The organism is Aeromonas sp. 600527 (genome assembly GCF_049175415.1).
In the GTDB taxonomy this organism is placed as follows: Bacteria; Pseudomonadota; Gammaproteobacteria; order Enterobacterales; family Aeromonadaceae; genus Aeromonas; species Aeromonas veronii_A.
In genome coordinates this window covers 1-25,299 of record NZ_JAAKVA010000004.1, presented here as the reverse complement: position 1 = coordinate 25,299, position 25,299 = coordinate 1, and the positions used below count along the sequence as shown (strand labels likewise).

At 57.3% G+C, this 25,299-nt stretch carries 22 protein-coding genes; 10 read left to right on the top strand and 12 right to left on the bottom strand.

Going from position 1 to position 25,299, the window contains the following annotated elements:
* Nucleotides 1-8: 8 nt before the first annotated feature.
* On the bottom strand, nucleotides 9-545 hold the full coding sequence (locus G5154_RS07240; RefSeq protein WP_069526371.1) for a YbhB/YbcL family Raf kinase inhibitor-like protein: 537 nt from the start codon (nucleotides 543-545) through the stop codon (nucleotides 9-11).
* 196 nt (nucleotides 546-741) lie between these two features.
* Nucleotides 742-1,998, bottom strand: a complete 1,257-nt coding sequence (locus G5154_RS07235; protein ID WP_005347796.1) for an adenylosuccinate synthetase — start codon at nucleotides 1,996-1,998, stop codon at nucleotides 742-744.
* A gap of 170 nt (nucleotides 1,999-2,168) precedes the next feature.
* Here G5154_RS07235 and G5154_RS07230 point away from each other — a divergent pair, with 170 nt between their 5' ends.
* Nucleotides 2,169-3,083, top strand: coding sequence for a LysR family transcriptional regulator (locus G5154_RS07230; protein ID WP_005353868.1), 915 nt, complete (start codon nucleotides 2,169-2,171; stop codon nucleotides 3,081-3,083).
* Nucleotides 3,084-3,207: 124 nt separating this feature from the next.
* Here the strand turns inward: G5154_RS07230 and G5154_RS07225 are convergent, their stop codons facing one another.
* Together G5154_RS07225 and G5154_RS07220 are read right to left on the bottom strand one after the other, a co-directional pair.
* A complete protein-coding gene (locus G5154_RS07225; RefSeq protein WP_421250630.1) occupies nucleotides 3,208-4,629 on the bottom strand; it encodes a TAXI family TRAP transporter solute-binding subunit in 1,422 nt (473 codons plus the stop codon).
* 81 nt (nucleotides 4,630-4,710) lie between these two features.
* Complete coding sequence (locus G5154_RS07220; RefSeq protein ID WP_064340869.1) at nucleotides 4,711-5,856, bottom strand: MalY/PatB family protein; 1,146 nt, start codon at nucleotides 5,854-5,856, stop codon at nucleotides 4,711-4,713.
* Nucleotides 5,857-6,038: 182 nt separating this feature from the next.
* On the opposite strand from G5154_RS07220, the gene G5154_RS07215 reads away from it, so the two are divergent.
* The gene (locus tag G5154_RS07215) at nucleotides 6,039-7,211 is read left to right on the top strand and encodes an MFS transporter (protein WP_005334914.1); all 1,173 of its coding nucleotides are present in this window, start codon (nucleotides 6,039-6,041) and stop codon (nucleotides 7,209-7,211) included.
* A gap of 15 nt (nucleotides 7,212-7,226) precedes the next feature.
* On the opposite strand, the gene G5154_RS07210 is transcribed toward G5154_RS07215, so the two are convergent.
* A complete protein-coding gene (locus tag G5154_RS07210; RefSeq protein WP_139460472.1) occupies nucleotides 7,227-8,141 on the bottom strand; it encodes a LysR family transcriptional regulator in 915 nt (304 codons plus the stop codon).
* 127 nt (nucleotides 8,142-8,268) lie between these two features.
* Nucleotides 8,269-9,024 carry a YciK family oxidoreductase gene (locus G5154_RS07205; RefSeq protein WP_005334909.1) on the bottom strand — a complete coding sequence of 252 codons (756 nt, stop codon included), beginning with the start codon at nucleotides 9,022-9,024 and terminating at the stop codon, nucleotides 8,269-8,271.
* 222 nt (nucleotides 9,025-9,246) lie between these two features.
* Between G5154_RS07205 and sohB the strand changes: the two genes are divergently transcribed.
* Nucleotides 9,247-10,254, top strand: coding sequence for a protease SohB (gene sohB, locus G5154_RS07200; protein ID WP_421212266.1), 1,008 nt, complete (start codon nucleotides 9,247-9,249; stop codon nucleotides 10,252-10,254).
* 199 nt (nucleotides 10,255-10,453) lie between these two features.
* On the top strand, nucleotides 10,454-11,677 hold the full coding sequence (locus tag G5154_RS07195) for an MFS transporter (protein ID WP_421250629.1): 1,224 nt from the start codon (nucleotides 10,454-10,456) through the stop codon (nucleotides 11,675-11,677).
* Between the two features lie 36 nt (nucleotides 11,678-11,713).
* Here G5154_RS07195 and G5154_RS07190 read toward each other — a convergent pair whose 3' ends face one another.
* Nucleotides 11,714-12,067, bottom strand: coding sequence for a DsrE/DsrF/TusD sulfur relay family protein (locus G5154_RS07190; protein ID WP_309506906.1), 354 nt, complete (start codon nucleotides 12,065-12,067; stop codon nucleotides 11,714-11,716).
* A 158-nt stretch (nucleotides 12,068-12,225) separates the two neighbouring features.
* Between G5154_RS07190 and G5154_RS07185 the strand changes: the two genes are divergently transcribed.
* Complete coding sequence (locus G5154_RS07185) at nucleotides 12,226-12,618, top strand: DUF1090 domain-containing protein (protein ID WP_421250628.1); 393 nt, start codon at nucleotides 12,226-12,228, stop codon at nucleotides 12,616-12,618.
* A gap of 164 nt (nucleotides 12,619-12,782) precedes the next feature.
* On the opposite strand, the gene G5154_RS07180 is transcribed toward G5154_RS07185, so the two are convergent.
* The 3 genes from G5154_RS07180 to G5154_RS07170 form a co-directional block, all read right to left on the bottom strand.
* Nucleotides 12,783-13,031, bottom strand: coding sequence for a YfhL family 4Fe-4S dicluster ferredoxin (locus G5154_RS07180; protein WP_005334896.1), 249 nt, complete (start codon nucleotides 13,029-13,031; stop codon nucleotides 12,783-12,785).
* A 1-nt stretch (nucleotide 13,032) separates the two neighbouring features.
* Nucleotides 13,033-14,394 carry a tRNA 5-hydroxyuridine modification protein YegQ gene (yegQ, locus tag G5154_RS07175; protein ID WP_236347411.1) on the bottom strand — a complete coding sequence of 454 codons (1,362 nt, stop codon included), beginning with the start codon at nucleotides 14,392-14,394 and terminating at the stop codon, nucleotides 13,033-13,035.
* Nucleotides 14,395-14,622: 228 nt separating this feature from the next.
* Nucleotides 14,623-15,360 (bottom strand): EAL domain-containing protein, encoded by a 738-nt coding sequence (locus G5154_RS07170; protein WP_236347414.1) that lies wholly within the window; start codon nucleotides 15,358-15,360, stop codon nucleotides 14,623-14,625.
* Nucleotides 15,361-15,608: 248 nt separating this feature from the next.
* Here G5154_RS07170 and G5154_RS07165 point away from each other — a divergent pair, with 248 nt between their 5' ends.
* The 4 genes from G5154_RS07165 to G5154_RS07150 all read left to right on the top strand — a co-directional run bounded on the left by G5154_RS07165 (nucleotide 15,609) and on the right by G5154_RS07150 (nucleotide 20,584).
* Nucleotides 15,609-16,331 (top strand): hypothetical protein, encoded by a 723-nt coding sequence (locus tag G5154_RS07165; protein WP_421250627.1) that lies wholly within the window; start codon nucleotides 15,609-15,611, stop codon nucleotides 16,329-16,331.
* A 30-nt stretch (nucleotides 16,332-16,361) separates the two neighbouring features.
* Entirely contained in the window at nucleotides 16,362-16,853 is a 492-nt protein-coding gene (locus G5154_RS07160; RefSeq protein ID WP_216978260.1) for a CS1 type fimbrial major subunit, read from the top strand.
* A gap of 176 nt (nucleotides 16,854-17,029) precedes the next feature.
* Nucleotides 17,030-19,363, top strand: coding sequence for a CS1-pili formation C-terminal domain-containing protein (locus G5154_RS07155; protein WP_421250626.1), 2,334 nt, complete (start codon nucleotides 17,030-17,032; stop codon nucleotides 19,361-19,363).
* A gap of 21 nt (nucleotides 19,364-19,384) precedes the next feature.
* Complete coding sequence (locus tag G5154_RS07150; RefSeq protein ID WP_216978262.1) at nucleotides 19,385-20,584, top strand: hypothetical protein; 1,200 nt, start codon at nucleotides 19,385-19,387, stop codon at nucleotides 20,582-20,584.
* Between the two features lie 28 nt (nucleotides 20,585-20,612).
* Here G5154_RS07150 and G5154_RS07145 read toward each other — a convergent pair whose 3' ends face one another.
* Nucleotides 20,613-21,251, bottom strand: coding sequence for a response regulator (locus G5154_RS07145; protein WP_216978263.1), 639 nt, complete (start codon nucleotides 21,249-21,251; stop codon nucleotides 20,613-20,615).
* A 164-nt stretch (nucleotides 21,252-21,415) separates the two neighbouring features.
* Between G5154_RS07145 and G5154_RS07140 the strand changes: the two genes are divergently transcribed.
* The gene (locus G5154_RS07140; RefSeq protein WP_421250625.1) at nucleotides 21,416-24,823 is read left to right on the top strand and encodes an ATP-binding protein; all 3,408 of its coding nucleotides are present in this window, start codon (nucleotides 21,416-21,418) and stop codon (nucleotides 24,821-24,823) included.
* Here the strand turns inward: G5154_RS07140 and G5154_RS07135 are convergent.
* Entirely contained in the window at nucleotides 24,794-25,087 is a 294-nt protein-coding gene (locus G5154_RS07135; RefSeq protein WP_005347735.1) for a hypothetical protein, read from the bottom strand. The two genes, G5154_RS07140 and G5154_RS07135, sit on opposite strands and share 30 nt — an antisense overlap.
* Nucleotides 25,088-25,299 lie beyond the last annotated feature (212 nt).

The window sequence follows — 25,299 nt, the reverse complement described above, 5'->3', positions numbered from 1 at the left end:
GTTGGCTCCTAGGGGGTGACGAAGGTGGCGGTCAGGGTGGCTTTGCCGAGCGCCATGCTGTTGAGCATGTAGCCTACCATAGCCGGCGGGGTATCAGCCTTCACCTCGAGATCATGGGGCAGGGCCCAGGCGGTGAACTGATAGCGGTGCATGCCGTGACCAGCGGGCGGGCAGGGGCCGCCATAACCCTGGCTGCCAAAGTCGGTGCGGATCTCCAATCCCTGCTTGAGCTTGCCTGAGGCATTGCTGGCCAGTTCGCTCTGGGTGGCAGGCAGGTTAACCACCAGCCAGTGCCACCAACCGCTGCCGGTAGGGGCATCGGGGTCATAGGCGGTGATGGCAACACTCTTGGTGCCTGCCGGCAGATCCTGCCAGCTAAGTTGGGGCGAGTGGTTGTCGCCGCTGCAGCCAAAGCCGTTGAAGCTGAACTGTTTGGCCATCAGCTGGCCTTCGTGAATATCCGTGCTCTTCAGGGTCATGGCAAAGGCTGGCATGGCCGTCAGGCAGAGCAGTGGCAACAGGGCACTCTGTTTGAGCAATTTCATCGGGTGACTCCTCGTGTGGTAACGGGTTCACTTTAGCGAGGGTGGGACAGGATTTTGTTGCAGAACGACTCAAGGTGAGGTCGATTGGTGAGTTAATTGAGCCTTTTGGTGGTTTCATGGCAAGAAGGTAAACGGCAGCCATAAAAAAACCGGCATCAGGGATGCCGGTTTTTTGTTTGACGATAAGAGGTGCGGCTTAGCGCAGGATCATCTCGTCACGGCCCGGGCCGACGGAAACCATCGGAACCGGTACGCCGAGCAGCTCTTCGATACGCAGCACGTACTGCTGGGCAGCGCGCGGCAGCTCTTCGAAGGTGCGGCAACCGGTGATGTCTTCGCTCCAGCTTTCCATCTGCTCGTAAACCGGCTTCAGGGCAGCGGTTTGCGGCCAAATCGGGTTCTCGGTGTGGGCACCTTCGTAAGCCACGCAGATCTTCAGATCCGGCAGACCGGTCAGGCAGTCCAGCTTGGTCAGGGCCACTTCGGTGGCGGCTTGCAGCTCGACACCGTTCTTGGTGGCGACCGCGTCGAAGTAACCGACATCACGGGGACGGCCGGTGGTGGCACCGAACTCGTTGGTGATCTTGCGGAACTCGTCCTGGTTCTCCATGGCGGTCAGCAGAGTGCCGGTACCGACAGAGGAGCTGAATGCCTTGGCCACAGCGATGACGCGCTCCGGGCGCAGACCCGGCAGACCGCCACCGATACCGGCGTAGGCGCCAGATACGTGGGAGGAGGTCACCCAGGGGTATTCGCCGTAGATCAGGTCACGGCCAGCGCCCAGCTGGGCTTCGAACAGCAGAGTCTTGCCTTCGGCCTGCAGCGCTTTGAGCGGCATGCTGACGTTGCACACTGCGTCGATCCAGGGGGCAGAGACTTCCAGCAGCCAGTCGGCCATCTCCTGGGCAGTCTGGGTGAATTCGAAGGAGGGGTAGATAGCCTTCATCTGCGGCAGTTTCCAGTCCAGCATGAACTGGATGCGCTCGACCAGTACGTCCGGCTGTTTCAGCCAGCCGACCAGGATCGCTTTTTTCATCACGCGATCGCCGTAGGCAGGGGCGATGCCCTGACGGGTGGAGCCATAGGCGCCGTCACCCAGACGTTGCTCTTCCAGGGTATCTTCCAGTGCGTGCAGCGGCAGGCAGAGGGTTGCGCGGTCAGAGATGGCCAGCTTCGGAGTCACGCCGGAGGCTTTGACTTCCTCGAGCTCGACGGTCAGTTTCTCGGGGCTGATAACCATGCCCGGGCCGAGGACAACCAGGCAATCCGGGTTGAATACGCCACTCGGAACCTGGTGCAGCTTGAAGGTGCCAAGGTCGTTGACCACGGTGTGGCCAGCGTTGTTGCCGCCCTGGAAGCGAATGCTGGCGCCAGCTTGACCTGCCAGATAATCCACGATGCGGCCTTTGCCTTCATCACCCCAGTTAGCACCTACGACTACGATAGACGACATGACTCTTTCTCCTAAGACGTTAGGCGTCCATCCTAGGAGCCTGATGCGGATTAGAAAAATTAATTATCTTTATAATTCCGATAAGAGAACCATATAATTATGGCCAATTAAGCGGCAAACCGTCCGATTTTGCCTGGCAAGCCCCGCACCTCGCGGGTTGAGGGACTCTTATGCTGGATATTCACTGGCTGCAAACCTTTGTCACCCTGGCCCGATTGCAACATTTTGGCCAGACCGCCACCGAGCTGCACATGACCCAGCCCAATGTCAGCCTGCATATCAAGCGGCTGGAGCAGGCGACCCGGGTGCGGCTGATCGAGCGCAGTCCGTTTCGCCTGACGCAGGCGGGGGAGCGGCTGCTGCAAAGCGCCGAGCGCACCATCGCCGAGTTGCAGCTCTGCCAGTCCGATCTCAATGCCCTCAACCAGCTGAGTCAGGGGACGCTGGCCATCGCCGCCAGCGACATTATCTCCCGCCTGCTGCTGATCCAGCCGTTCCAGCGCTTCAAGCGGGAGTTCCCCGGCATCGACCTCACCCTGTTCAACACCACTTCGGATCAGGCGGCCGAGCTGGTCAAGGCGGGCAAGGCGGATCTGGGTTTTGTCATGGCGCAAAAGCGCAGCGAGCCGCTCTTCTATACCGAGCTGCAACAGGTGACCTGGTGCGCCCTGGGCCACGGCCTTGCCCGCTGGCAGGCGCGGGCGGTGGCGGGAGAGAGCGATCCCCTTGATGAGCCGACCCTGATCCTGCTCGGTCACGACACCCGCACCCGGGCGCTGATCGACCCGTCCCTGCCGCTGCTGGCCTTGCCCCCCTGCCGCATCATGGAGGTAGGCAGCGTCGACGCCCAGCTCGATTGGGCCGAGGCGGGCTTTGGTGTCGCCATCGTGCCGGACTTCTCCCTGCATCCGCGCCTCAACCTCACCGCGCCGGTCACCAGCCTCGGCGACTTTCCCGGTACCAGTCTGGGTTATGTGGTGCGCCAGAATCAGGTGTTGTCGCGGGCCATCAAGCAGTTGCTGCACTGGGTGGAGGAGGAGATCCAGAAACCCAACCCCTATCTGACCCGGGTGATGGAGCCGTAGCTGAGCGGCAAGGTGAGCAGGCCTATCGGGGTGACTGCGCCGCCATCAATTGCGTCACTATCGAACGCGCGTAAACAATCAGGGCAGCCGAGGCTGCCCTGATGCATTTGTGGGAGCTGACTACTCAGGGTTGCAGCTGTGTGGCTGCGCTGGTAGCAGGGGAGGGAGGCGTGTCGGTTTTATCCTGCGGTGGGGTTTCGCCAGCAACCGCGCTGCTGGCCGGCTGGATTGCCTGCTCTTGCGGCGCAGTGGCTGCAGAGGCGCTTTGTGGCCATTGAGTCGACACGGCAGCCGATGGTGATGGAACCGTTGACGCTGCGGCAGAAGGGGCCACGCTCTCATCCTCTGTGGTTGGCACCATGAGCTCGGGGGTGACCTCGAGGGCCTCTTCGGGCAAGGAATTAACCTCTGTGGCTTCTGTTGCCACTGCGGCACTGCTGGTGGCGGTCGCGTCAGAGGGCGCTTCAAGGGGGGCAGTCGTCCCATCGGCGGCACTCACCTGTTCTGCCGTTGGTGCCGCCTCCGAGGTCGATGGTGCTGGTGTTAACGGCTCTGGTGTTAGCTGTTCCGCAGTTAACTGCTCGGGGGTCAGTGGCAAAGGGGCTGGCGGTTGATCCGACATCCCCGCATGGAGGGGCAGCTCGGTTTGCGCCTGCAACTGCTCGGGGGTCACCTTGCTCAGGGCGGGGTGCAGCCGGCTGAACTGTTTGAACCGGGCCAGCAGGGTATCGCGCACGGTACGGACGATGGGGTCCGGCAGGCTGGCCAGCGCCACCAGTTCGGCACTCATCCCGATATTGTTGATGGCGGTGAGTTGACCCGGATAGAGGTTGGCTGCGATGCGGCTGCGCTGATAGTAGGGGTGTTGCTTGAGCAGCGTGTCGACCTGCTCCCCTTCGATGGGGATAAGGCGCACTTTGCAGCGGCTGATCAGATCGCCGACTGCCAGACTGGGGTGACCGGCTACCACAAAAGCGGCATCCAGCGAGCCATCGCAGAGCCCTTCCAGCGGTTCGCTCTCCGACTTGAGCTGATAGGCAGCAAACTGCCCGGGTTGCCATCCCATAGCTGCCATCAGGGCCTGGCTGGTGATCTGCTCACCGGCGCCATTGTTGCCCGGGTAGACCCGTTTCCCTTCGATATCTGCCAGGGTGGTGATGCCGCTGTCGGGGGCGGCCAGCAGGGTCAGCGACTCCTGATAGAGGCGAAACAGGCTGCGCAGCTCATTGTTGGCTCCCTGCCCGCTGAAGGGACCGGTGCCGTGCAGGGCGTGGTGCAATATATCGGACTGCACCAGCACCAGCTGCACGTCCCCTTTGCCGAGCGCCTTGAGGTTGGCCATCGAGCCGCGGGTGCTCTGCACGGTGCAGCTGTCCCCATGGAGGGCATGGTCGGCATTGAGCACCCGGCAGATGGCGCCACCGGTCGGGTAGTAGACCCCGTTGAGCGGGCCCGTTCCGATAGTCAGCGCCTGGCTGCCAAAGGGGAGCAGCGCAGAGAGTGCACAGAGGGGGAGCAGAAGGTGATGCAAGATCCGTAGAGACATAATTGACCGTTGACTGAGTTGACCGCTGGCTGATGACACAGGGAAAAAGGGATGGGGCTTGCCCATCCCGTTTCTGGCTGATCAGGGCTTGCTGTGGTTGAGGATTGCCCGCTCCATCCGCGCCAGCGCGTCGGTCAGCCGTGCCCTGGTGCAGCCGAAGTTGAGCCGCACGAACTGACCGTCGCCAAACTGTGCGCCGGGGGAGAGGCCAACGCCAGCCTGCTCGAAGAAGGCGATGGGATCGGCAAGGCCAAGGGCGCTCACATCGATCCAGGCCAGATACGTCGCCTGATGACTGGCCAGCTTGACGCCGGGCCAGCGGGCAACCGCCTGCTGGATCAGGGCCAGATTGGCCGCCAGATAGTCGAGCTGCTCGGTCAGCCACTGTTCGCCACCCTCATAGGCCGCTTCGGCGGCGACAAAGCCCAGCAGGTTGACGTCGGCGCTGATGCCGCGCATCGCCTGCTGCAGCCTGAAGCGCAGACGGGCGTTGGGGATAATGGCGAAGGAGCAGCAGAGACCGGCGATATTGAAAGTCTTGCTCGGGGCCATCATCACCGCGCAGCGCTCGGCCGCTTGTGCACTGATGGCGCCGTAGGGAATGTGGCGGGCGTTTTTATCCAGCAGCAGATCGCAGTGGATTTCATCGGAGCAGATCACCAGATTGTGGCGCGCAGCGATGGCATCGATGGCCAGCAGCTCGTCACGGGTGAAGATGGTGCCGCCCGGGTTGTGAGGGTTGCAGAGCAGCAGCAGATCTGCGGCGGGAGCCTGACGCTCCAGCTCTGCCAGATCCAGCACCCAGCGACCGGCTTCTTCAATCATCGGCACGGTAAGCAGGGGACGATCATTGAAGCCCGGCGCCTGCAGGAAGGGGTAGTAGACCGGCTTGGGAGTGATGATACCGCGGCCATGCTGGCTCCACGCCTTGCAGGCAAGGTTGAGCCCCGGCACCACGCCGGGCAGGAATACCAGCCATTCGGGCTCGATAGCCCAGCCATAGCGGGTCGCCATCCGTTCGATAATGAGTTCGATCAGGCGTGGCGAGGGGCGTGAATAGCCGAAAATGCCGTGGGCGACCCGTTTGGTCAACGCCTCGATCACGGACGGGGGGGAGACAAAGTCGGTATCGGCAACCCACATGGGCAGCACATCCTGACCCTTGTACTTGTCCCATTTCAGGCTCATGGTGCCACTGCGGTCTACTTCCTGATCAAAATCAAACATGCGAACTCCTTGTGCTGGCAGGATGTGCTTTCACTCTACGGGGTCGCGGCCTCCCTCGCAAGGCGCACACCTGCGTATGCCATCCTTGAGCCCGCTCTTGATAGTGACATAAGATAGGCGCCGAATTTTCATACGGCTGCCGCCCGTTAGCCCGTATCGTCCTTCCAATCAGTGGTAACCCTATGAGCTTGTCGATAGCGGCGGTCAAACGCCCGGACCCCGTCTCTCTTTCGTTTCTTGCCGTGACCTTTATGACCGGCGTCGCGGTGGCACTGCAGGTGCCTACCTTAAGTCTGTTTCTGGCCGAAGAGGTGCAGGTGCGCCCCTTTCTGGTAGGGCTCTTCTATACCATCAATGCGGTAGTGGGCATACTGGTCAGCCAGTGGTTGGGCCACCGCTCCGACAACAAGGGGGATCGCAAGCGACTGATCCTGCGCTGCTGTTTTGCCGGGGTGGCGCTCTCCTTGCTGTTTGCCTGGAACCGCAACTACTGGCTGTTGGCGAGTCTGGGGGTGATGCTGGCGGCGCTGGCGGCCACGGCCAGTCCCCAGCTGTTTGCGCTGGCGCGGGAGTACTCCGACAGCCGCAACCGGCGGGCTGATATGTTCAGCTCGGTGATGCGGGCCCAGTTTTCGCTGGCCTGGGTCATAGGCCCGCCCATCGCCTTTGCGCTGGCCATCGGCTACGGTTTCGAGCTGATGTACCTGGCCTCGGCACTGGCCTACCTGCTCTGCGCCCTGGTGGTGTGGCGCTGGCTCCCCTCTCTCCCTTTGCCCAAGATGGCCGAAGAGACAGAGCGGGTCAGCAGCTGGCGTGATCCGGCGGTGCGGGCGCTCTTTATCGCCTCCACCCTGATGTGGACCTGTAACAGCATGTACCTCATCAATATGCCGCTCTATATCACCCGGGAGCTCGGGATGGATGAGAAGCTTGCTGGTATCCTGATGGGCACGGCGGCGGCGCTGGAGATCCCCTTCATGCTGCTGGCGGGTTATTACACCGCGCGCTTTGGCAAGCGCCCCATGATGTTGTTGGCGGTGCTGGCTGGCGCGGCCTTTTACACAGGTCTGGTGACCCTCACCGACCAATACGCCCTGATCGCCTTGCAGCTGTTCAACGCCATCTTCATCGGTATCGTGGCGGGGATCGGCATGTCTTACTTTCAGGATCTGATGCCGGGGCGAGCCGGGGTGGCGACTACCCTGTTTGCCAACAGCATCCGCACCGGCTCCATCATGGCAGGGGCTATCGCCGGTGTGGTGGCGGAGGTGTGGAGTTTCCACGGGGTCTTTATGGTGGCGCTGGGATTGGCGCTGGTGGCACTGGCCGCCAGCTGGCGGGTGCCCAACGTCTGACGGGGGATCTGGCTGTTATTTATCGTGCTGGGACTGGGCGTGCGGGAGCTGCGATGACTCGCCCTGATACTCGTTACGCAGGCAGCGCAGCAGCAGCTCGGTCGCAGGGCCGAGGGATTCGGGGGAGAGGGTCAGCAGATAGGTGTAGAGGTGGCGCTCGTTGCCGCTCTCCAGATCCAGCTGTATGAGTGAACCTTCCGCCAGCTCCCGCTCAACCAGATGGCGCGGCAGCCAGGCATAGCCGAGGCCAAGGCGCAGCATGGCGAGCACTTCGTGGTAGTGGGTCGCCTTCCAGCCGGTGTCATCCGCATCGTTCCAGTCCACCGAACGGTGAATGGGGGGATGCAGGCTGATCTGGTTGTGGCTGGTCAATACATCGCTGCGGATCGCCCCCTCCTCCTGTGCCAGCGGATGACTGGCGGCGCAGAGGGGCAGCAGGCACACCTCGTCCAGCAACAGGCCGGTGCGATCGCCGGGCAGGTGCTCGGAGAGCATCAGATCCCCCGGTTGCAGGGCGTTGAAGTGGCAGTGAATGCGTTCGTGCAGGTTGACCCGGCAACCCCGACTGCGAGGATAGAAGCTGGCCAGCGCCCGATAGAGGCGATCCCTTGGCTGCAGCGCCGAGACATAGAGGTTGATCTGCGGCTCCCACTGCCGCTCCAGGTTGTTGGCCAGATTCTCCAGCTCTTCCACCTGCTGGCTCAACTGACGGGCCCGCTTGAGGAAGATCTCGCCCGCCGGTGTCAGCACTGCCTTGCGGCCGCGCACCTCCAGCAAGGGCACCCCCAGACTCTGCTGCAACTTCGCAACCGCATGATTGAGGGAGGACTGGCTCTTGTTCAGCGCCTCGGCCGCCTGGGCGTAGCCGCCGCAGTCGACCACCGCCTGAAAGATCCGCCATTGCTCAAACGTGCTCTTGGGACGAAACATAGTTCAACCTGATTGGAGATAGGATGGTCAGTGGTTCGAACAGGGAGCCTGTGCCCCCTATTCAATTTAACCCTTGCCGCACAACACTCTGGGTATTTTATTGATTTATTTGGGCTGATACGCCTGTTTATTTTGGCTGAGCCACAAAGGTCTGGCCGGTTTTGCCGCGGCTGTCCGACCCCATCAGGTAGAGGTAGAGCGGCATCAGGTCGGCCGGGGTCTTGAGGTTCATGGGATCTTCCGCCGGGAAGGCGCTGGCGCGCATCTTGGTACGGGTACCGCCCGGGTTTAGGGTATTGACCCGCACACCGGTGTTTTCCAGCTCGTCGGCCAGCACTTCCATCATCCCCTCGATGGCAAATTTGGAGATGGCATAGGTGCCCCAGTAGGCGCGCCCTTTGCGTCCCACGCTGGAGGAGGTGTAGACGATGGAGGCATCGCCCTGCGCCTTGGCGGTCTGGCGCAGCAGCGGCAGCAGCGCCTGGGTCAGCAGGAATTCCGATTTGACGTTGACCTGCATCACCTCGTCCCACTCCTTCTCCTGAATATGTTCAAACGGAGAGAGGGTACCGAGCAGACCGGCGTTGAACAGCACGCCGTCGAGGCGGCCAAACTGCTGGGCGAAGGTTTCGGCCATGCCGCGGTAGTGGGCGGCGGTGGCCCCTTTCAGATCCACCGGCACGATGGCGGGCAGCGGATAACCGGCCGCTTCAATCTGGTCATACACGGCTTCGAGTTTGGCGCTGGTGCGGCCGAGCAGGATCACGGTGGCACCGTGGGCGGCGTAGGTGAGGGCGGCTTCGCGGCCGATCCCGTCGCCGGCACCGGTGACCAGAATGACTTTATCCTTGAGCAGATCGCGGGGTGCCTGATAATCGAGCATGACAACTCCTGTTAACAAATTCCGGCCATAAGTGCATGGCAATCGGCGCCAAGTGTACTGATCCGCGCGCCTGTTTGACCAGCCAGCGGCAAGAAAAATGTGAAGAAAATAGAGAGGTTGTGATGCTCTGGTTGGTTTTTCCGGGCACTGGCTGCGATTTTTTGCGCGCATTCACCAAACTCCCTAGAATGTGACGAAAACCGATCCATTCTGGAGTCCATCGTGACATTTCTGACCGAATATGGCCTGTTTCTGGCCAAGACAGTGACCTTTCTGCTGGCCATCGGCGCCATCATCCTGATGATCGTCAGCACTCGCCAGCCGAAAGCGCGCAAGGGTGAGCTGGTGGTGACCGATCTCTCGAGCGAGCTGGAACAGGGGCAATTTGCCCTCAAGAGCGCGTTGGCCAGCAAGGCTGAGCGCAAGGTGATGGAAAAGCAGCAGAAGGAAGAGCAGAAAAAACGCACCAAGGCCGGTGATGAGCGAAGCCGCCTGTTCGTGCTCGATTTCAACGGCAGCATGGATGCCAAAGAGGTGGCCTCCCTGCGCGAGGAGGTGAGCGCGGTGATTGGCGTCGCCCAGCCCGGCGACGAGGTGCTGCTGCGGCTCGAATCCGGTGGTGGCGTAGTGCATGGTTACGGCTTGGCCGCTTCCCAGCTGCAGCGGCTGCGCGATCGTGACATCAAGCTCACCGTGGCTATCGACAAGGTGGCGGCGAGTGGCGGCTACATGATGGCCTGCGTGGCGGACAAGATCCTGGCTGCCCCCTTTGCCATCGTCGGCTCCATCGGGGTGATCGCCCAGATGCCGAACTTCAACAAGTTGTTGAAAAAGCACGATATCGAATTCGAGATGCACACCGCCGGTCAATACAAGCGCACCATCACCATGTTCGGCGAGAACGACGATCTGGGGCGCGAGAAGTTTCGCGAGGAGCTGGCGGCGATCCACGAGCGCTTCAAGGCCTTTGTGGCCGAGCACCGTCCGCAACTCGATATCGATCGGGTCACGACCGGTGAGCACTGGCTGGCGAGTCAGGCCAAGGGGCTGGGGCTGGTGGATACCCTCTGCACCAGCGATGACTACCTGCTGGCGCAGGCCAGCCACCACAAGGTGATCGGCATCAGCTATCGCAAGCCAAAAAGCCTGACCCAGAAGCTGGGGCAGCAGGGCGCGCAGGCGCTCGAGGCAGGACTTGGGCGGCTGTGGCAGCAGAGCCCCTGGCGCTAAGCCTGGCCTCTGGCGTTAGCCAGAGGGAAATCCCGCGATAAAAAGGCCAGCCGATGCCCATCGGCTGGCCTTTTTGCATCCGGTTGCACCTTGCGGGTGAGCAAAGGTTGTTTCTATTGAGGCCCTCTGTTACAACTGAATGCTTTCCCCGTTTATGACAGGATCTTGTGGTAAGAGCTGCGGGGCATGGAGCATAGCGATGTCATGGAGCACCTTCAGGCAATTTACCCCGTTGGTCTGGATCGTCATTCTGGGCACCTTCATGGTGCGCACCAGCTACTACATGGTGTGGCCCTTCCTCTCCATTCTGCTCTATCGGGAGTATGACCTTTCGGCCACCTTCATCGGCCTGTTGCTGGGTGGCTCGATGGCCCTCTCTACCCTGGTCAGTTTCTACGGCGGCTGGCTCTCTGATCGCTTCGGGCGGCGCAGCATACTGCTGGCCGGTTGTCTGGTGGCGATGATCTGTTTCGGTCTGCTCGGTTTCTCCCATGCGGTGTTCTGGCTCGGGATAGGGGTGATGGGCAGCGGCCTCTCGTCGGGGCTCATCGATGCCCCCGGCAAGGCGCTGATGGCCGACAGTCTGGCCTCGGCCAAGGCGCGGGAGCTGGCACTGCACCTGCGCTATTTTCTGCTCAACTTGGGGGCGGCGCTGGGGCCGCTGCTCGGGGTGACCCTCGGGATCAACGCCCAGCAGGAGACCTTCCTGTTTCTGGTGGTGAGCTATTTGCTGCTGGCGCTGGCCTTTGGCTGGGGCTTTCGCCGGGCTGGCAGCACAGGCAAGCCGGGGACTGCCGGGCCCGGCTTGCGGGATGCAATCAAGGTGTTGCTGGCGGATCGCGCCTTCCTGTTGCTGGTGATGGCCAATCTCCTGATGGTGCTGGTCTACTCCCAGTTTCACTCACCGCTGGTGCAGTACCTGACCCGGGCCGGTATGCCGCAGGTGGCCGAGCTGGTTGCTCTGCTGGTGGCGACCAATGCCCTGACCGTGGTGCTGCTGCAGTTTCCGCTGCTGCGCTTGTTGTCACGCTGGCCGGTGCGGGTACGGCTTCATATCGGCATGGCGCTCTTTCTGGCGGCCCAGCTGCTCTTCGCGCTGGGGGACCCGATGGTGCGCAGCCACTGGTTTGGCGCTGTTCTGCTGCTCAGCATCGGCGAGACCATCCTGTTCCCCCTGCTCAACGTGCTGATCGATCAGATGGCCCCCGCTCATCTCAAAGGGAGCTACTTTGGTGCCAGCGCACTGGCCGGGTTGGGAGGGGCCGCCGGCGCCCTGCTGGGAGGCTGGATCCTCGAGCAGTGGAGCGGTCAGCTGCTCTATGTGCTGATGGCGCTGCTTTGTGTGGCGATTTTTGCGCTTTATGAAGCTGGCGCCCGACATCATGGTCGGCGAAGTGCCCGGCAGGAGTCGGTGATAGGCTAACCGGGCTGACTTCGCCGCTGGCCAGCCCCTTATGGTTCAGAAGGTCAGCACCTTGTCGGCCGCCAGGGTCCATTGGGCCAGCATCGGCAGGGTGCCGACCTCAATGCCCTCGATCAGCGGCAGGGCGGTGATGCCACGGGCATCGGTGCAGGTCTTGCACAGGCGAATGGTGACGCCCTGTGCCAGCAGGATCTCCAGCATTTGGCGCAGGTTGTACCCTTCGGCCGGTGCCTGACCGGCCAGTGCCGCACTCACCGCATCTGACATCAGGAACAGCTTAAGGCTGGCGCCACCCTGTTCGCTCAGGGCGATAGCGAGACGCAGGGCATTGAACAGGGATTCGCTGCCATAGGGGGCGCCATTGGCGATCACCACAATCTGTTGATTCATAAGAGACTCCTGATTCTAAAAAGCGTCATTGTAGAACCAACCGGATGACGATAGCGTGATGTCGCACAACTTCTGTCGCACCTTTTACCTGCTTGCTTGACCCGTTAGCGAAACACGGTTCTTATGGTCAGTTCGCAAACATGACCGGGTGAATCGAGATGTGGAAAAGTGTAGGAATAGGGTTGCTGCTGTTGGCGGGTCATGCCTATGGCAGTGAAGCTGTCGGCTGCAAGGCTCGTCTGCAGGCCGTCAACGACCAACTGGTGTTTGCCAAAGCTCACAACAATGCCGGACAGATTGCCGGCCTGGAACAGGCTGCGCGCAATATCAAGGCCAACTGCACCGATGAGGAGCTGCTCAAGGAGCAGAAAGAGCGGGTTCACAAGCTGCGTGGCGAGGTGGACGAACGCCTGCTCGAGTTGCAGGAGGCGAGAGTGAGTGGCAAGCCGGAGAAAATTGCCAAGCAACAGGCCAAGCTGGAGGAGTCCCAGACCAGGATGCTGGAGGCCCAGCGGGAGCTGGACAAGCTGAGTCGATTGATCGGCAAGTGATGGCCAGTTGCTGAACACAGGATCAAAAAAGGCCGATTGCTCGGCCTTTTTTCGTTTTACTGTCGGTGCATCCGCACAAACGTCCCCATCAACTGATCTTCGGTTTCCACATGAGCAGGATTCCGGATGATGCAGTCTGCGAGTTGCAGACGCTGATGCCTGAGTTACTGCCGGTGCATCCGGACGAACTTTTCCATCAGCTGATCTTCGGTTTCCACATGAGCGGGATCCCAGATGATGCAGTCGATAGGGCAGACACTGATACAGGTCGGCTTCTCATAGTGACCGACGCACTCGGTGCAGCGACTTGGGTCGATCTCGTAAATCTCCTCACCCAGGCTGATGGCCTGGTTCGGACACTCGGGATCACACATGTCACAGTTGATGCACTTGTCGGTGATGAGCAGTGCCATCTCAGGCGGCCGAGTGGGGCTGACGGGTATCCTGACGCTCACCGAGGTTGCGCAGCAGGATGCCGTAGTTCACGTCCACTTCCTTCGGCACCGGCACATAGACTACGTGGCCGTTGCCCGGTGCGGTGTCGATGAGTTCGCCCTTGCGGTTCTGCATCTGCTCCAGATTGAAGCTGAGGTTGCCCTGCGGGGTCATCAGCTCCAGGCTGTTGCCCACCAGGAACTTGTTCTTTACCTCGACCTCGACCATGTCACCGTTGCGACCGGTGATCTCGCCGACGAACTGCTGGGTGTCGGAGACGGAGTAACCGTAGTCGTAGTTTTGGTATTCGCTGTGGTTGTGACGGCGCAGGAAGCCCTCGGTATAGCCGCGGTGGGCCAGATTCTCGAGGGTGCCCATCAGGCTGCGATCGAACGGGCGACCTGCCACTGCATCGTCGATCGCCTTGCGATAGACCTGTGCGGTACGGGCGCAGTAGTAGAAGGATTTGGTACGACCTTCGATTTTCAGCGAGTGAACGCCCATCTTGGTCAGTCGCTCGACGTGCTCGACGGCGCGCAAGTCCTTGGAGTTCATGATGTAGGTGCCGTGTTCGTCTTCGAACGCGCTCATGTACTCGCCCGGGCGGTTGGACTCTTCCAGCAGCACCAGTGCATCGGTCGGCTTGCCAAGTCCCAGGGTGTTGTCCGGACGCACGGCGATCGGCTCCTGACGGTGGACGATCTGGCCTACCTCATCTTCTTTACCTTCGTGCACCTTGTACTCCCAGCGGCAGGAGTTGGTGCAGGTGCCCTGGTTGGGGTCACGCTTGTTGATGTAGCCAGAGAGCAGGCAGCGGCCGGAGTAGGCCATGCACAGTGCCCCGTGGACGAACACTTCCAGCTCCATCTCCGGCACCTGCATGCGGATCTCCTCGATCTCGTCGAGCGACAGTTCGCGGGAGAGGATGACCCGGGTCAGGCCCATCTGATGCCAGAATTTCACCGTGGCCCAGTTGACTGCGTTGGCCTGCACCGAGAGGTGAATGGGCATATCCGGAAAGGCTTCACGCATCATCATGATGAGACCGGGGTCTGACATGATCAGCGCATCCGGCTTCATCTCCACCACCGGGCGCATATCGCGGATAAAGGTCTTGAGCTTGGAGTTGTGGGGCTGGATGTTGGCCACCACGTAGAACTGTTTGCCGAGGGCATGGGCTTCGTTGATGCCGAGTTGCAGATTCTCGTGATCAAATTCGTTGTTACGTACCCGCAGGCTGTAGCGGGGCTGGCCGGCATAGACGGCATCGGCACCATAGGCATAGGCGTAACGCATGTTCTTGAGGGAACCTGCGGGGGAGAGCAATTCTGGTTTAAACATGGCTGACTCTTTATGTCTGATTGCAAATCAGGACGACGCCACCTGATGGCATCGTATGGCTTGAGCTGCGGGGGGAGTAGATACTCGGACCGCTACCCGATAACGGCATATCCGGGCTGTACGTTTATAAACAATATGCGCCGGATAAACGGGGTGCGAGATTGTACTCGTCCTCACCGTATCATGCAATTTGGCAGGGGCTGGAGTCGACGTGATCAATGGGGCCTTTCAGGCCCAGCGTGAGAGGGGGGAGGGCATGGCATGGGCATAGCCCTGCTGATAGTCACAGCCGAGCTGGTTGGCGATCTCGATGTGTTGCTGGGTTTCAACCCCTTCGCACACCACCTTCATACCGAGCCGCTGCAAGTACTCTACCAGGCCGGTTAGCATCCGTAGGGCATGGCTATTCTTGGTGGCTTGCAGCAACAGGGAGCGGTCCAGCTTGATGATCTCGTAAGGCATCGCCAGCATGCGCTGGAAGTTGCACTCCAGGGTGCCAAAGTCATCGCACGCGATATGGGCACCGTGGCTACGCAGTACCTCGATCAGGGCCAACGCCTTGCGCTGTAGCGGGGCGTACTCCACTACTTCGAACCATATGTCGATCCCCACCTTGCGCGCCTGCATCAGCACCAGTAATAACAGGTTCTGATAGGTGGGGCTGTTCAGTGCCGGGTTGAGATTGATGGAGAGGAAACAGGGACCGTTTTTCGCCAGAGTCGGTAGATCACGCATGATGGCTCTGAGCATGACGATGTCCAGATGTAGAGACTGCTCCTCACTGAGGGACGCAAAGTCGATGCCATGATAGTTCTGCCGGGCAGGCTCCCAGCGTCTGGCCAGTACCTCGTAACCCTTGACCTGATGATCCTGGCCAATGATTGGCTGATAAAAGGGCATGGCAAGATCGGCTACTGCGATGCTTGCCATGTCACTTATTGGGTACTCTTCTCGAAATGCAAACACGGCACTCACCTGTTGACTGATAAGGGGTGCGGATAATACAGCAGAGATGCGTGAGAAAGCCTGTAGGAATTGTCTGATATGTCGGCGGTGTTTTTTGAAGTCAATATCAGAATATTCTGATTAACAGTGGTTCATGTGACTCGTAAAGTAGTGTCATCGATATCCTTTCGGGTGGTTTGCAAAAATATATAAATTTACACAATGTAGGGCAAATAAAAATCTCGCAGCAGTTTTTTGGATAAAAATTTATGAGGAAGTTCATTTCAATTCTTTTCTGCTTAATATGTGGAAATGTTTTTGCATCAGCTGAAATAAGTATTGGCACGCTCTATGACTACATGTCAGGACAACAGAGCACCTATTTGAAACGGGTTCGTAATCAGGGTGATGCAACAGCCTTTGTAAAGGTGGCCATCCATGAAATCACCTATGACAGTGATGGTATGCCACAGGAGTCGCCGGAGCTGACAGAAGGTAATCGAGCACTGGTTGCAAGTCCTTCCAGGCTCATTATTCCGGCAAGTGGTGTGCAGGCAACCCGTTTTCTGTTTATGGGAGATCGCGATAAAGAGCGCTACTTCAGGGTTCGGTTTATTCCTGTGTTGCCCAGAGCAGAAGACAGCTTTGATATTGATGCCGGTGCAATTCAGAAAGAACAACAACAGGTCTCCGCTGGTGTAAATATATTGACCGGATTCGGCTCAATCCTGTTCGTGATGCCAAGAAAAAGTCACTTTGATACCCAAATTATTGAAGATGAGAAGATGACCACCATCATCAATAAAGGCAACACAACACTCATACTGGATTTTTTTGAAGAATGTAATGAACGGAAAACAAATTGTTCCAGCCCGACCAAGATTCATCTGCTGCCAAATATGAAAAAGCAGTTGATGAAGAAGAGCGATCGCCTCTATCGATTTGTGCTGATAGAGGGCGACAATAGTAGAAACATGGTGATTGGTCACTGATGTTTCTTATATCCGAGAGAGGAGAGAGTAATGAAAGTATGGATAGCTGCGCCCCTGGCCATGCTGGTGTCGGCCAATCTGATGGCTGCCGAACGTGTCGAGCATCAGGTCACCGTGACCGCCCAGATCCCGACCGAAGCTTTCTATGTGCAGCCGACCGGCGGGGACAACTGGATGAGCACCCCGCAGAAGCTGGCCTACAACCCTTATACCAAGAAGCTGGACAAGCTGAGCAAACAGCTGGATGCCAAGAGCACGATCGGCGCCATCACTGGCTACCTGACCAACCCGGCCGTGATGGCCAGCGGCAACGACAACATTCCCCTGACCGTTAAGGTGGGTGGTGTCGCCCTGTCGACCACCTCCGTTGAAGTAATGAAGGCTGATGATGCCAAGACCGGCAAGTTGTTGGGGCTGGAAGTGATCCCGGTGGATGCCCCGGTCACTGGCTACAAGCCAGGCAACTACCAGGGGGTAGTGAACATGATATTTGAATCGGAAGCCCCTAAAGGCGGCGCATAAGCCGATTGATGGAGGCTCCCTGTATCGGGGGAGCCTTTTTGTCTTTGCTTAGAAGAGCGAGATAGGTCGTGTCGTATTTCTCTTTCCTGTTGATCCTGGTTGCATTGTGTGTACCTGCCTGGGCTACGGGGGGGCATGTTGCACAACCCCTTGACCTGCTACAACAAGCAGAAGATTTGCCTGATGGTTTTGCCGACTACTTCTTCGGCGTCCCGCTGACGGTGCGCATCCTGGTGGATGGGCAACTGTTGGGGGAAGGCGAGATAGTGCTAGGCAAAGACACCAGTGTACAACTGCTGGCTCTGACCGACGGCCACGAGAGCGAGTTGGAAGAACGGGACCGCCAGCGCTGGAGCAAGGTGTTGACGGCATCCCATCGACTGGGCCCATGTCAGAATCAGTGTACCGACGAAGTGCTGGCGCTGGAGTACAGCCTGGAGAACTCCCAGTTGTCGGTGCTGACGGCCGGTGCCGAGAAGGGGCAGCCGCTGACCCGTTATCACAACCTGCCCAGCGGGGGCAGCTATGGCGCCCTGTTGCGCCACCAGTTGAACCTGATCCAGGGGGAAGGGGAGCAGCGCAGTGGCCGTTACAACCTGATGGCACAGGGCAGCATAGGACAGTGGACGCCGCTGCTGGAGGGAGAAGTGAGCCAGTCTGTCAGCGGGCAGGCGGCTCAGCATCATGTGCAGCAACTTTATGCCGAACACGAAGGTACAGGACATTTCTATCGGCTGGGCTACTTCTCGCCCTATGCCCAGGGGCTGGTGCGTCAGCCCACCCTGTTTGGCGGCGGCACTCCGACCGTGCTGGGGGTCATGCTGGGTGACTCCGACACCCTGTTGATAGAGCAGGGCCAAGTCAGTACCACACCTGTCTATGTCACCCCGAGCCGACCCGGCATGGTCGAGATCTATCGAGATGGGCAGCTCATCAACTCGCAGCAGGTGCTCTCCGGCTTGCAGGCGCTGGATACCAAAGTGCTGCCCACCGGCATCTACGAGGTGGAGCTGCATGTGCTGGAAGATGGCCAAGTCACCGAGCGGCGCAGAGAGATGATCTACAAGCCGATGAACTGGCAAAACCCGGATGAAAGCTGGCGCTTCAACCTGTTTGTGGGCCAGCAGACCCGCTTGTTCAGCAACTGGGAGGAGGACACGGCCCGGCCTCTGAGCAGCGGCGTCATGCTCAACCATCTGCTCACCCCTTCGGTGGTAGTCGGGGCCTCCAGCCAGTATATCGACCAGCGCTGGCAGCATGGTCTCTCTGCCGACTGGAGCCTGGATAAACAGTGGCGGTTGTTTGGCAACCTGATGGCGACACAGGCGCTGGGCAGCGGCTTCGATCTGCAGGCTTTGTACCATTATGGCGAAGGTAGCCTGGTGCTGAGCCACCAGCAGCAGCGCCAGCATGGGAAAGTCGGAGAGGAGAGCCGTGACCTCAAGCAGAGCAACCTGTCGTTGCAGCAGCGGCTCGATGAGTGCCACTCCGCCAACTTTTATCTGGCACACCAGGTGGGGCGTGGGCTGGGGGCAGATCTGGGCTGGCGTTACAACGGAGAGTTGCTTGGTCATACGGTGAGTTGGAACCTGACGGTGTTTGACCGGCCAGGTAGCATCAGTACCGATCATGCGAGGGACAGGGGCGGCATGCTCTCCCTGAGCATGAATCTGGGAGGAGAGCATAGCCTACTGGCCATCGGTATCGGCAGTCGAACCTCTCGTTCCGGTGGGCAGGAGCGCAACGCCTCCCTCGGGTACCAGCAACAGTTGGAGTGGGGCGCACTGCAGAGCGTGGGGGCCAACTTGACTACCGACAGTTACGGCGTTGGCACGGCAGGCTACGCCAAGTTTCAGGGGGAGTTGGTCAGTGGTGATGCCCACCTGCAATCATCCTCCTATAACCGGGCGCTGAGCGGGGGGCTCAACCTCGACAGTACCTTGGCGTTTGGCGATGAGGGCAGCTTGACCATGACAGGTCAATCGCAAGGGTTCGAGGCGGGCATGATAGTGGACCTGGAGTCCGATATGCCCGAGCTGACTCTGCGCGCCGATGACGATCAGGGTAGCAATATCAAGTTGCGGCCCGGTCGCAATCTGATACCCGTAGCCGCCTATCGCAGCGGTGCCGTGCAGCTGGATCTGGCAGAGCACGATGCGCCCTCGGTGAGCATTCGCCCCAACGTGCTGCCCTATCATCTCAACAAGGGGGGGGTGGCCTATCACAAAGTCAGGGTCATGCAGACAGTAACCGTCATCGGTCGATTGTTGGATGAGAAGGGCGATCCCTTGAGAGGCGCCATGGTGGTCAACCACGCGGGCCGCACAGTCAGCGAGGCAGATGGCTTCTTTGCGGTGGAGATGAGCGAGCGCAATCCCAGCTTGCAGGTGGAATATCAGGGAGCACAGCAGTGCGATCTGGCGCTGGACACGGCCCGAGCCGAACGCCAACAGGCTGTGTTGTTACTGGGTGATCTAGTTTGCAGTACCCAGGCCTGGGCCAGTCAATAAATGCTTGAGCAGGAAGAGATAATGAGAGCTGGTGCGATGTACGGATATTGGTGGTTAATAGCAGGCTTGCTCTTTGGATTTCCATGTCAGGCTGCAGTCGTTAAAGTGACCGCTGAATATAAGCCTGCAGTCTATGATGCTGATAATGGAACCTTTGTTAGCACTACAAAATGTGTGAAAACCAGTGAGGGAATGTGGCTTTCATCCTGTAGTGGCGGTGTAATGTCACTTGATAGCTTATTATTTTCATTAAAAACTAAAGTAAAGCGAAATGTGATAAAGGATTTTTCAAATACAAGGGATTCCTTTGTTTCTCTAAGTTCGTTGGGAAACAAAACCATGATTATTACATCTGATAAAGGGCAACAGTTCTCGGTTTTATTTAAGCCTGATAAGTTAGGAGTGCATTTTGATTCTGTTGTCAATCAAAATGATGGCTGGAAAATATACAATACATCCTTTACAAATCCTCGAGGTGGATGTCGCTATCTTGAGCGGCAGGTTGCAGGATATATTAATCTAACCTCTTGGATCGTATTATGGGGAGATGTTGGGGGGAAATCTTGTTATACAGGACTATCTGTGGATGGCACGTCTAATATACAAGCGATGTTTTTCGGTTTTAAAATAACACCACCCTCCCCACTGAAAATGCCAAATGGAATTTATACCGGTTCGATAATTCTCTCTGTAGGCCAAAATAAAGATATCGATCTTGGTAATGGGGTATATGAAGATAATCAACTGATAATAGAATTGACATTAAAAGTTCAACATCAAATAAAGGTAGAGTTTCCTCCTGGTGGTGACAAAGTCGTGTTGCAACCTCCTGGTGGATGGCATGACTGGATTTATCGTGGGAAATCACATATTCCTCCCTATTTGATAGCGGAGTTACCATATCGACTATGGAGTAGTTCAGATTTTAATGTCTGGCTGAACTGCCAGTATGCCATTGGTGAAGTCTGTATGCTGAATAATGAAAGGCTCGGGATGCAAGTCAAACTTGATGTGATTTATGTAAATAAATCAAAAGAAGAGTTTCCTTTGACGCATGGCGTTAAGAAGCTATTCACAGCAGGTATAAAAGACCCATATTACATAAATGAAGAACGCAGCATCATCTTTAAAGTGCAAAAGCCAGTTCTGGCCTTGATGATGGAATATCCGGGCAGCACTTATAAAGGTAATGTAACCCTTATTTATGATGCCGCGATTTAAGGCTCGGGTGATTCACCAAGGTCAAGGTTCAGGCCAGCCCTTGCTCTTTGGCATAGTGAAACAGGTCGCTATCGCTTTGCAGGCCGAGGCGTACCATGGCGCTCTTTTTCTGGGTGCTGATGGTCTTGACGCTGCGATGCAGGTACTCGGCCACCTGGGTGACAGACATTCCACTGGCTAATAAACGCACGACTTCACTCTCTCTTGGTGTCAGTTGCTGTGATTGGGCCGGGTTAACCATACCGCTTTCCGCCAATAACATTTTCACTGAGTGGCCAAGATATTTTTGGCCCGATAAGACATGGCGAATGGCATCCGATAATTCACTGATGACGGCTTTCTTCAATAATATTCCGCTGACCCCAAGCTGCAGCAAGGCTTGGAGTATCCCGGCATTCTGTATCTGTGTCAGCACGATAATCGAGAGTCCCGGGTAGCTTCTTTTTAAATTTTGGAGCATCACTAGGCCATCACTGCGAGAGTCACCAGGCATACTAAAATCAGTTATCAAGAGATTGCATTGGTGTTGCTGCAATGTTTTGAATAATTCGGAGACCTGATGTGCCTCGGCAACAATTTCGCAACCTGGTTGGTGTTGTGCAATAAGGCTGCGGATCCCGGTCAGTATAAGCGGATGATCGTCGGCAAGAATGATCTTGGAAGACATAGATGAGCCCTATATGAATATTACAATAATATTTACACTAGCAAACATTTCATTTCTATACTACTTTACGCGACCTTTTTTAGTATTCAGATAATGCTCTCTCCTTCAGAAATCGTACAGTGAGTCGTCTTCATATGAACATATACCGATGCATAGTCGCCATAATGATATGTCATTTCTGCATATTCACGACGTCTGCCTCTGCTCATAAAAACAACTCATTACCAACAATAAAAGTCGGGTTATTAACTGGAGGATGGGGGCCATTTCAGCGGTGGGATGGACATAATGCCAGTGGTTTCAGTGTTGAATTGATCACGACCCTGGCAAGGAATCTTGATTATCATATTGAATGGAAAACATATCCTGACTGGAACCAGCTATACGTAGCGAGTTGTAAAGGGCAATTGGATATTATGCTGGACTCTTTTCGATCGGAAGAGAGTGAGTGCGTGACCTATAGTCGGCCTTATTATTCTTCACCGACCGTGGTAGTAGTGCGGCATGATTCACCTTTGTTTAAAAATGTCAGTGGTTTGAATAAATCGCGCATTGCGATAGAAGCAGGATTTCTGACTGAAAAGCTGGTGAGAGCGCATTATCCAGAGGTACAGCGACTGCTGTTTCAAGACACTGACATGGCACTCCAGGCCGTATTGGACAAGCGGGCCGATGCCTATATCGGCAATTTGCATGTCACGAATCAGTTTATTGCCCAGCATCCAGAACTGGCAGTGGTCGCCCAGGCTCCCTTGTTGATGGAGAGCCTGCATCTGGGAATAAGCAAACATAACTCTAGGCTGGGGGTTCGCTTTGATACAGCGATCCAGGCGCTGAGCATTGAAGAGCGCAGCGCTCTGGAACAACGCTGGTTGAGCGACAATAACCTTAACTTTCAGGGGCATAGTGGTTTTTTACTGCGACCGGATGAACGTGACTGGCTTGCGAGCCTGCCCCCCCTTAAGTTGAGCTTTATTCCCAAGTGGATACCGTTCTCCTACTCAGATGGTGACGGTAAGCTCACAGGATTGATCGGCGATTACATGAATGTCTTCAAAGACAAGCTAGGACTTGCCTATCAATATCGCGTTGATCAGAGTTGGCCTGAATTGTTACAGGGATTGCTGCATCAAGATGCGGATATTGCTGTCATCCCGACCCGAATAATCAAGCGTATTAGCGGTTGGCAGATTAGCCAGCCGATTGCTTCGTTTCCTGTTGTGATCGCCATGTCTCGTGCGAGTAGTACGTTTGGGGGATTTGCAGAATTGGTGGGCAAGCATTTGGTGGTTACCGATAGCTTGCTGGTTGCAGAGCTGCGTGCTCGTATTCCTGATATCAGGACTACTGTGGTTTCCGGCCCGAAAGAGGGACTAGCCATGGTTGCGTCTGGTCGCGGAGACGCTTACATAGGCAATCTTGCAGTGATATCTCGACTCATCAATGAGCAGTTTGATGACAGCCTGCATATTGTTGCGCCGACGCCTTTCAGAGATGAGCTGGCCGTAGCGGTGCGTGAGCCTTACACCCCCTTGCTGCCTTTGATTAACAGGGTGCTCGCCAGCATGAGTGACAAGGAGAAACAGCAGATCCGCAATAGCTGGTTGGCATTGAACTACAGCGAGGGGATCCCTTGGCATAAATTAATCAGAACTCTGATCCCTATAGGTATCGGGATTGCCCTGTTTATCCTGATACTCTCGGTGGCTTACTGGCGGCTACGTCAGGAGATAGTTCGTCGTCGTCAGGTCGAGGCTGCACTCGCCATGGCCAAGGCAAAGGCTGAGTCGGCCGCCACCCAGAAAGGGGAGTTTCTGGCCACCATGAGCCACGAAATTCGCACGCCCATGAATGGTATCGTCGGCATGGCGGAGCAACTCACCTTCACCGAACTGACCCTGGAGCAGCGCCAGATGGTGGAGATCATCAACCGTGGGGCTCAGGGGCTGCATGCACTGATCGACAATGTGCTCGACTACGCCAAGCTGGAGGCGGGCAAGATGCAGCTCGAGCAAACCCCGTTTCTTCTGCGTGAGCTGATTGACAGTGTGCTGACCATGACGGTGAGCGAGGTACACCGCAAGGGGCTCCGCGTCTACTTGTGGGCTGATGCCGGAGTTGCGGCCCGGGTAAGCGGCGATGCGCTGCGTTTGCGTCAGATCCTCTTCAACTTTGTCAGCAATGCCATCAAATTTACCGAGCGGGGCTTTATCGAGATTTCGGTGCAACTGCTGGCACAGAGGGAGGGGCAACAGCAATTGCGCTTCGGTGTGCGCGATAGTGGCATCGGCATGACACCCGAAGCGCGTGACCGGATCTTTAATGCCTTTGAACAGGCTGAGAGCTCCACCACCCGCAGTTATGGTGGCAGTGGCCTGGGGCTTAGCATCTGCCAGACCCTGGCCAACTTGATGGGGGGCGAGATCCGGCTGGAGAGTGCCCCGGGGCTAGGTACCTTTATCACATTGACAGTCACGCTGCCTGTTCTGGCACAGCGAGAGCCGGATCTCCGTCTCAATGGCCTGCAAGCCAGCATTGAACTGCATGACGATAAGCTGTGTCACACCCTGTTACTGCATCTTGACGCGCTGGGAGTCACGCGAACGTCGCCCCCTGATAATGCTCAGTTGCGTTTCAGTGACCATGACCTGGTGGCTGAGGGCGTTATCCGGGTGCTGCCGCTGGCCACCCCTCTTGGCTATCGCAGTGATGAGAAGGGTTACATTCTCAACAGCAATCCCATGACCTGGCATGCAGTGCGGGAAGTCTGCTATCGCCAGCTGGCCTTGAGCGATGAGATTGTTACGCAAGCGATACAAAAGAGCGCAGAGTGCGAGCCCATGCTGCCCTGTAGGGTTCTGCTGGTGGAAGATAATCCCCTTAACCAGCAGCTGGTGATACGCCAGCTCGGGCAGCTCAAGCTGAACTGCGAACTGGCTGAGCATGGCCAGCAAGCCCTCGAGATGGTCGCGCAGTATCCCTATGATCTGGTGCTCTGTGACTGCCAGATGCCGGTGATGGATGGCTATGAGTTCACGCGCAGGGTACGGGCTGGGGAGGATAAGAAGCGCTTGCTGATCATTGCCATGACGGCCAATGTCATGCCTGAGCAGGCTGAACGCTGCTTTGCCGCCGGCATGGATGATTTGCTGGGCAAGCCGGTGCTGCTGGATGGTTTGCGTCAGATGCTGCAAAAGTGGCGTATCTTGCCATCACCATCCTTGATTGATGTCGCGGCCATGGCGGCTTTTTTTGGCCAAGGTGACAAGTTGCGGCAGATGTTCCCACTCTTTCGTCAGGAGCTTGAGCAAGCGATGGGGCAGCAACCACAGGATGACAAGGCTCTGGCTAATTGGGTTCATCGTCAGGCAGGAACCGTCAGTATGATGATGGCGCCGCAGCTGGCTGAAGAGGCATGGCGATTGGAAGAAAAAATCCGCCAGTTTGGATCGTCAGCTTGTACTGACGAGCTGACACGCTTTCGTGCCCAACTACAGCAAATCATCGGGGAGCTGATGCGTTTAAGCGAACAGTATGAAGAGTCAGTTGTTGTCGAGGGAAAACTGGAGTAGGGGAAACTGCTCACTCATAAAATCGCGGGGTGTATGGCCATTACCTGCGCCAGCCAGCCACTCCCAGTCCAGTTTTGGTGAGCCGGCTTTGAAGCGCTGATAGGCAATACCCTTGTGAACTGTCAGAAAAAGAGTCGTAGGGAGTCCCAGCTTGTTGCTGTAGCGCACCATCAGATCGCCCTGATAGTCGTTGCTGATTCTGATTTTGAGTGCCTGCAGTGTCAGACCTGTTGCGTGGCCATGCTCATCCCAGACTTCAAACATGATGTGAACACTCTGATGTTGATGATGCCACGATGAGCAAGCTGGGATGCAATTGCAACTGTCAGATCTGACAAGGGCGGAAAGGTGAATTGGCGATAAAGCGAAAACCCGGCGCTAGGCCGGGTTTTCTGAATGATGGTGGAGGGAGAAGGATTCGAACCTTCGAAGGCAGAGCCGTCAGATTTACAGTCTGATCCCTTTGGCCGCTCGGG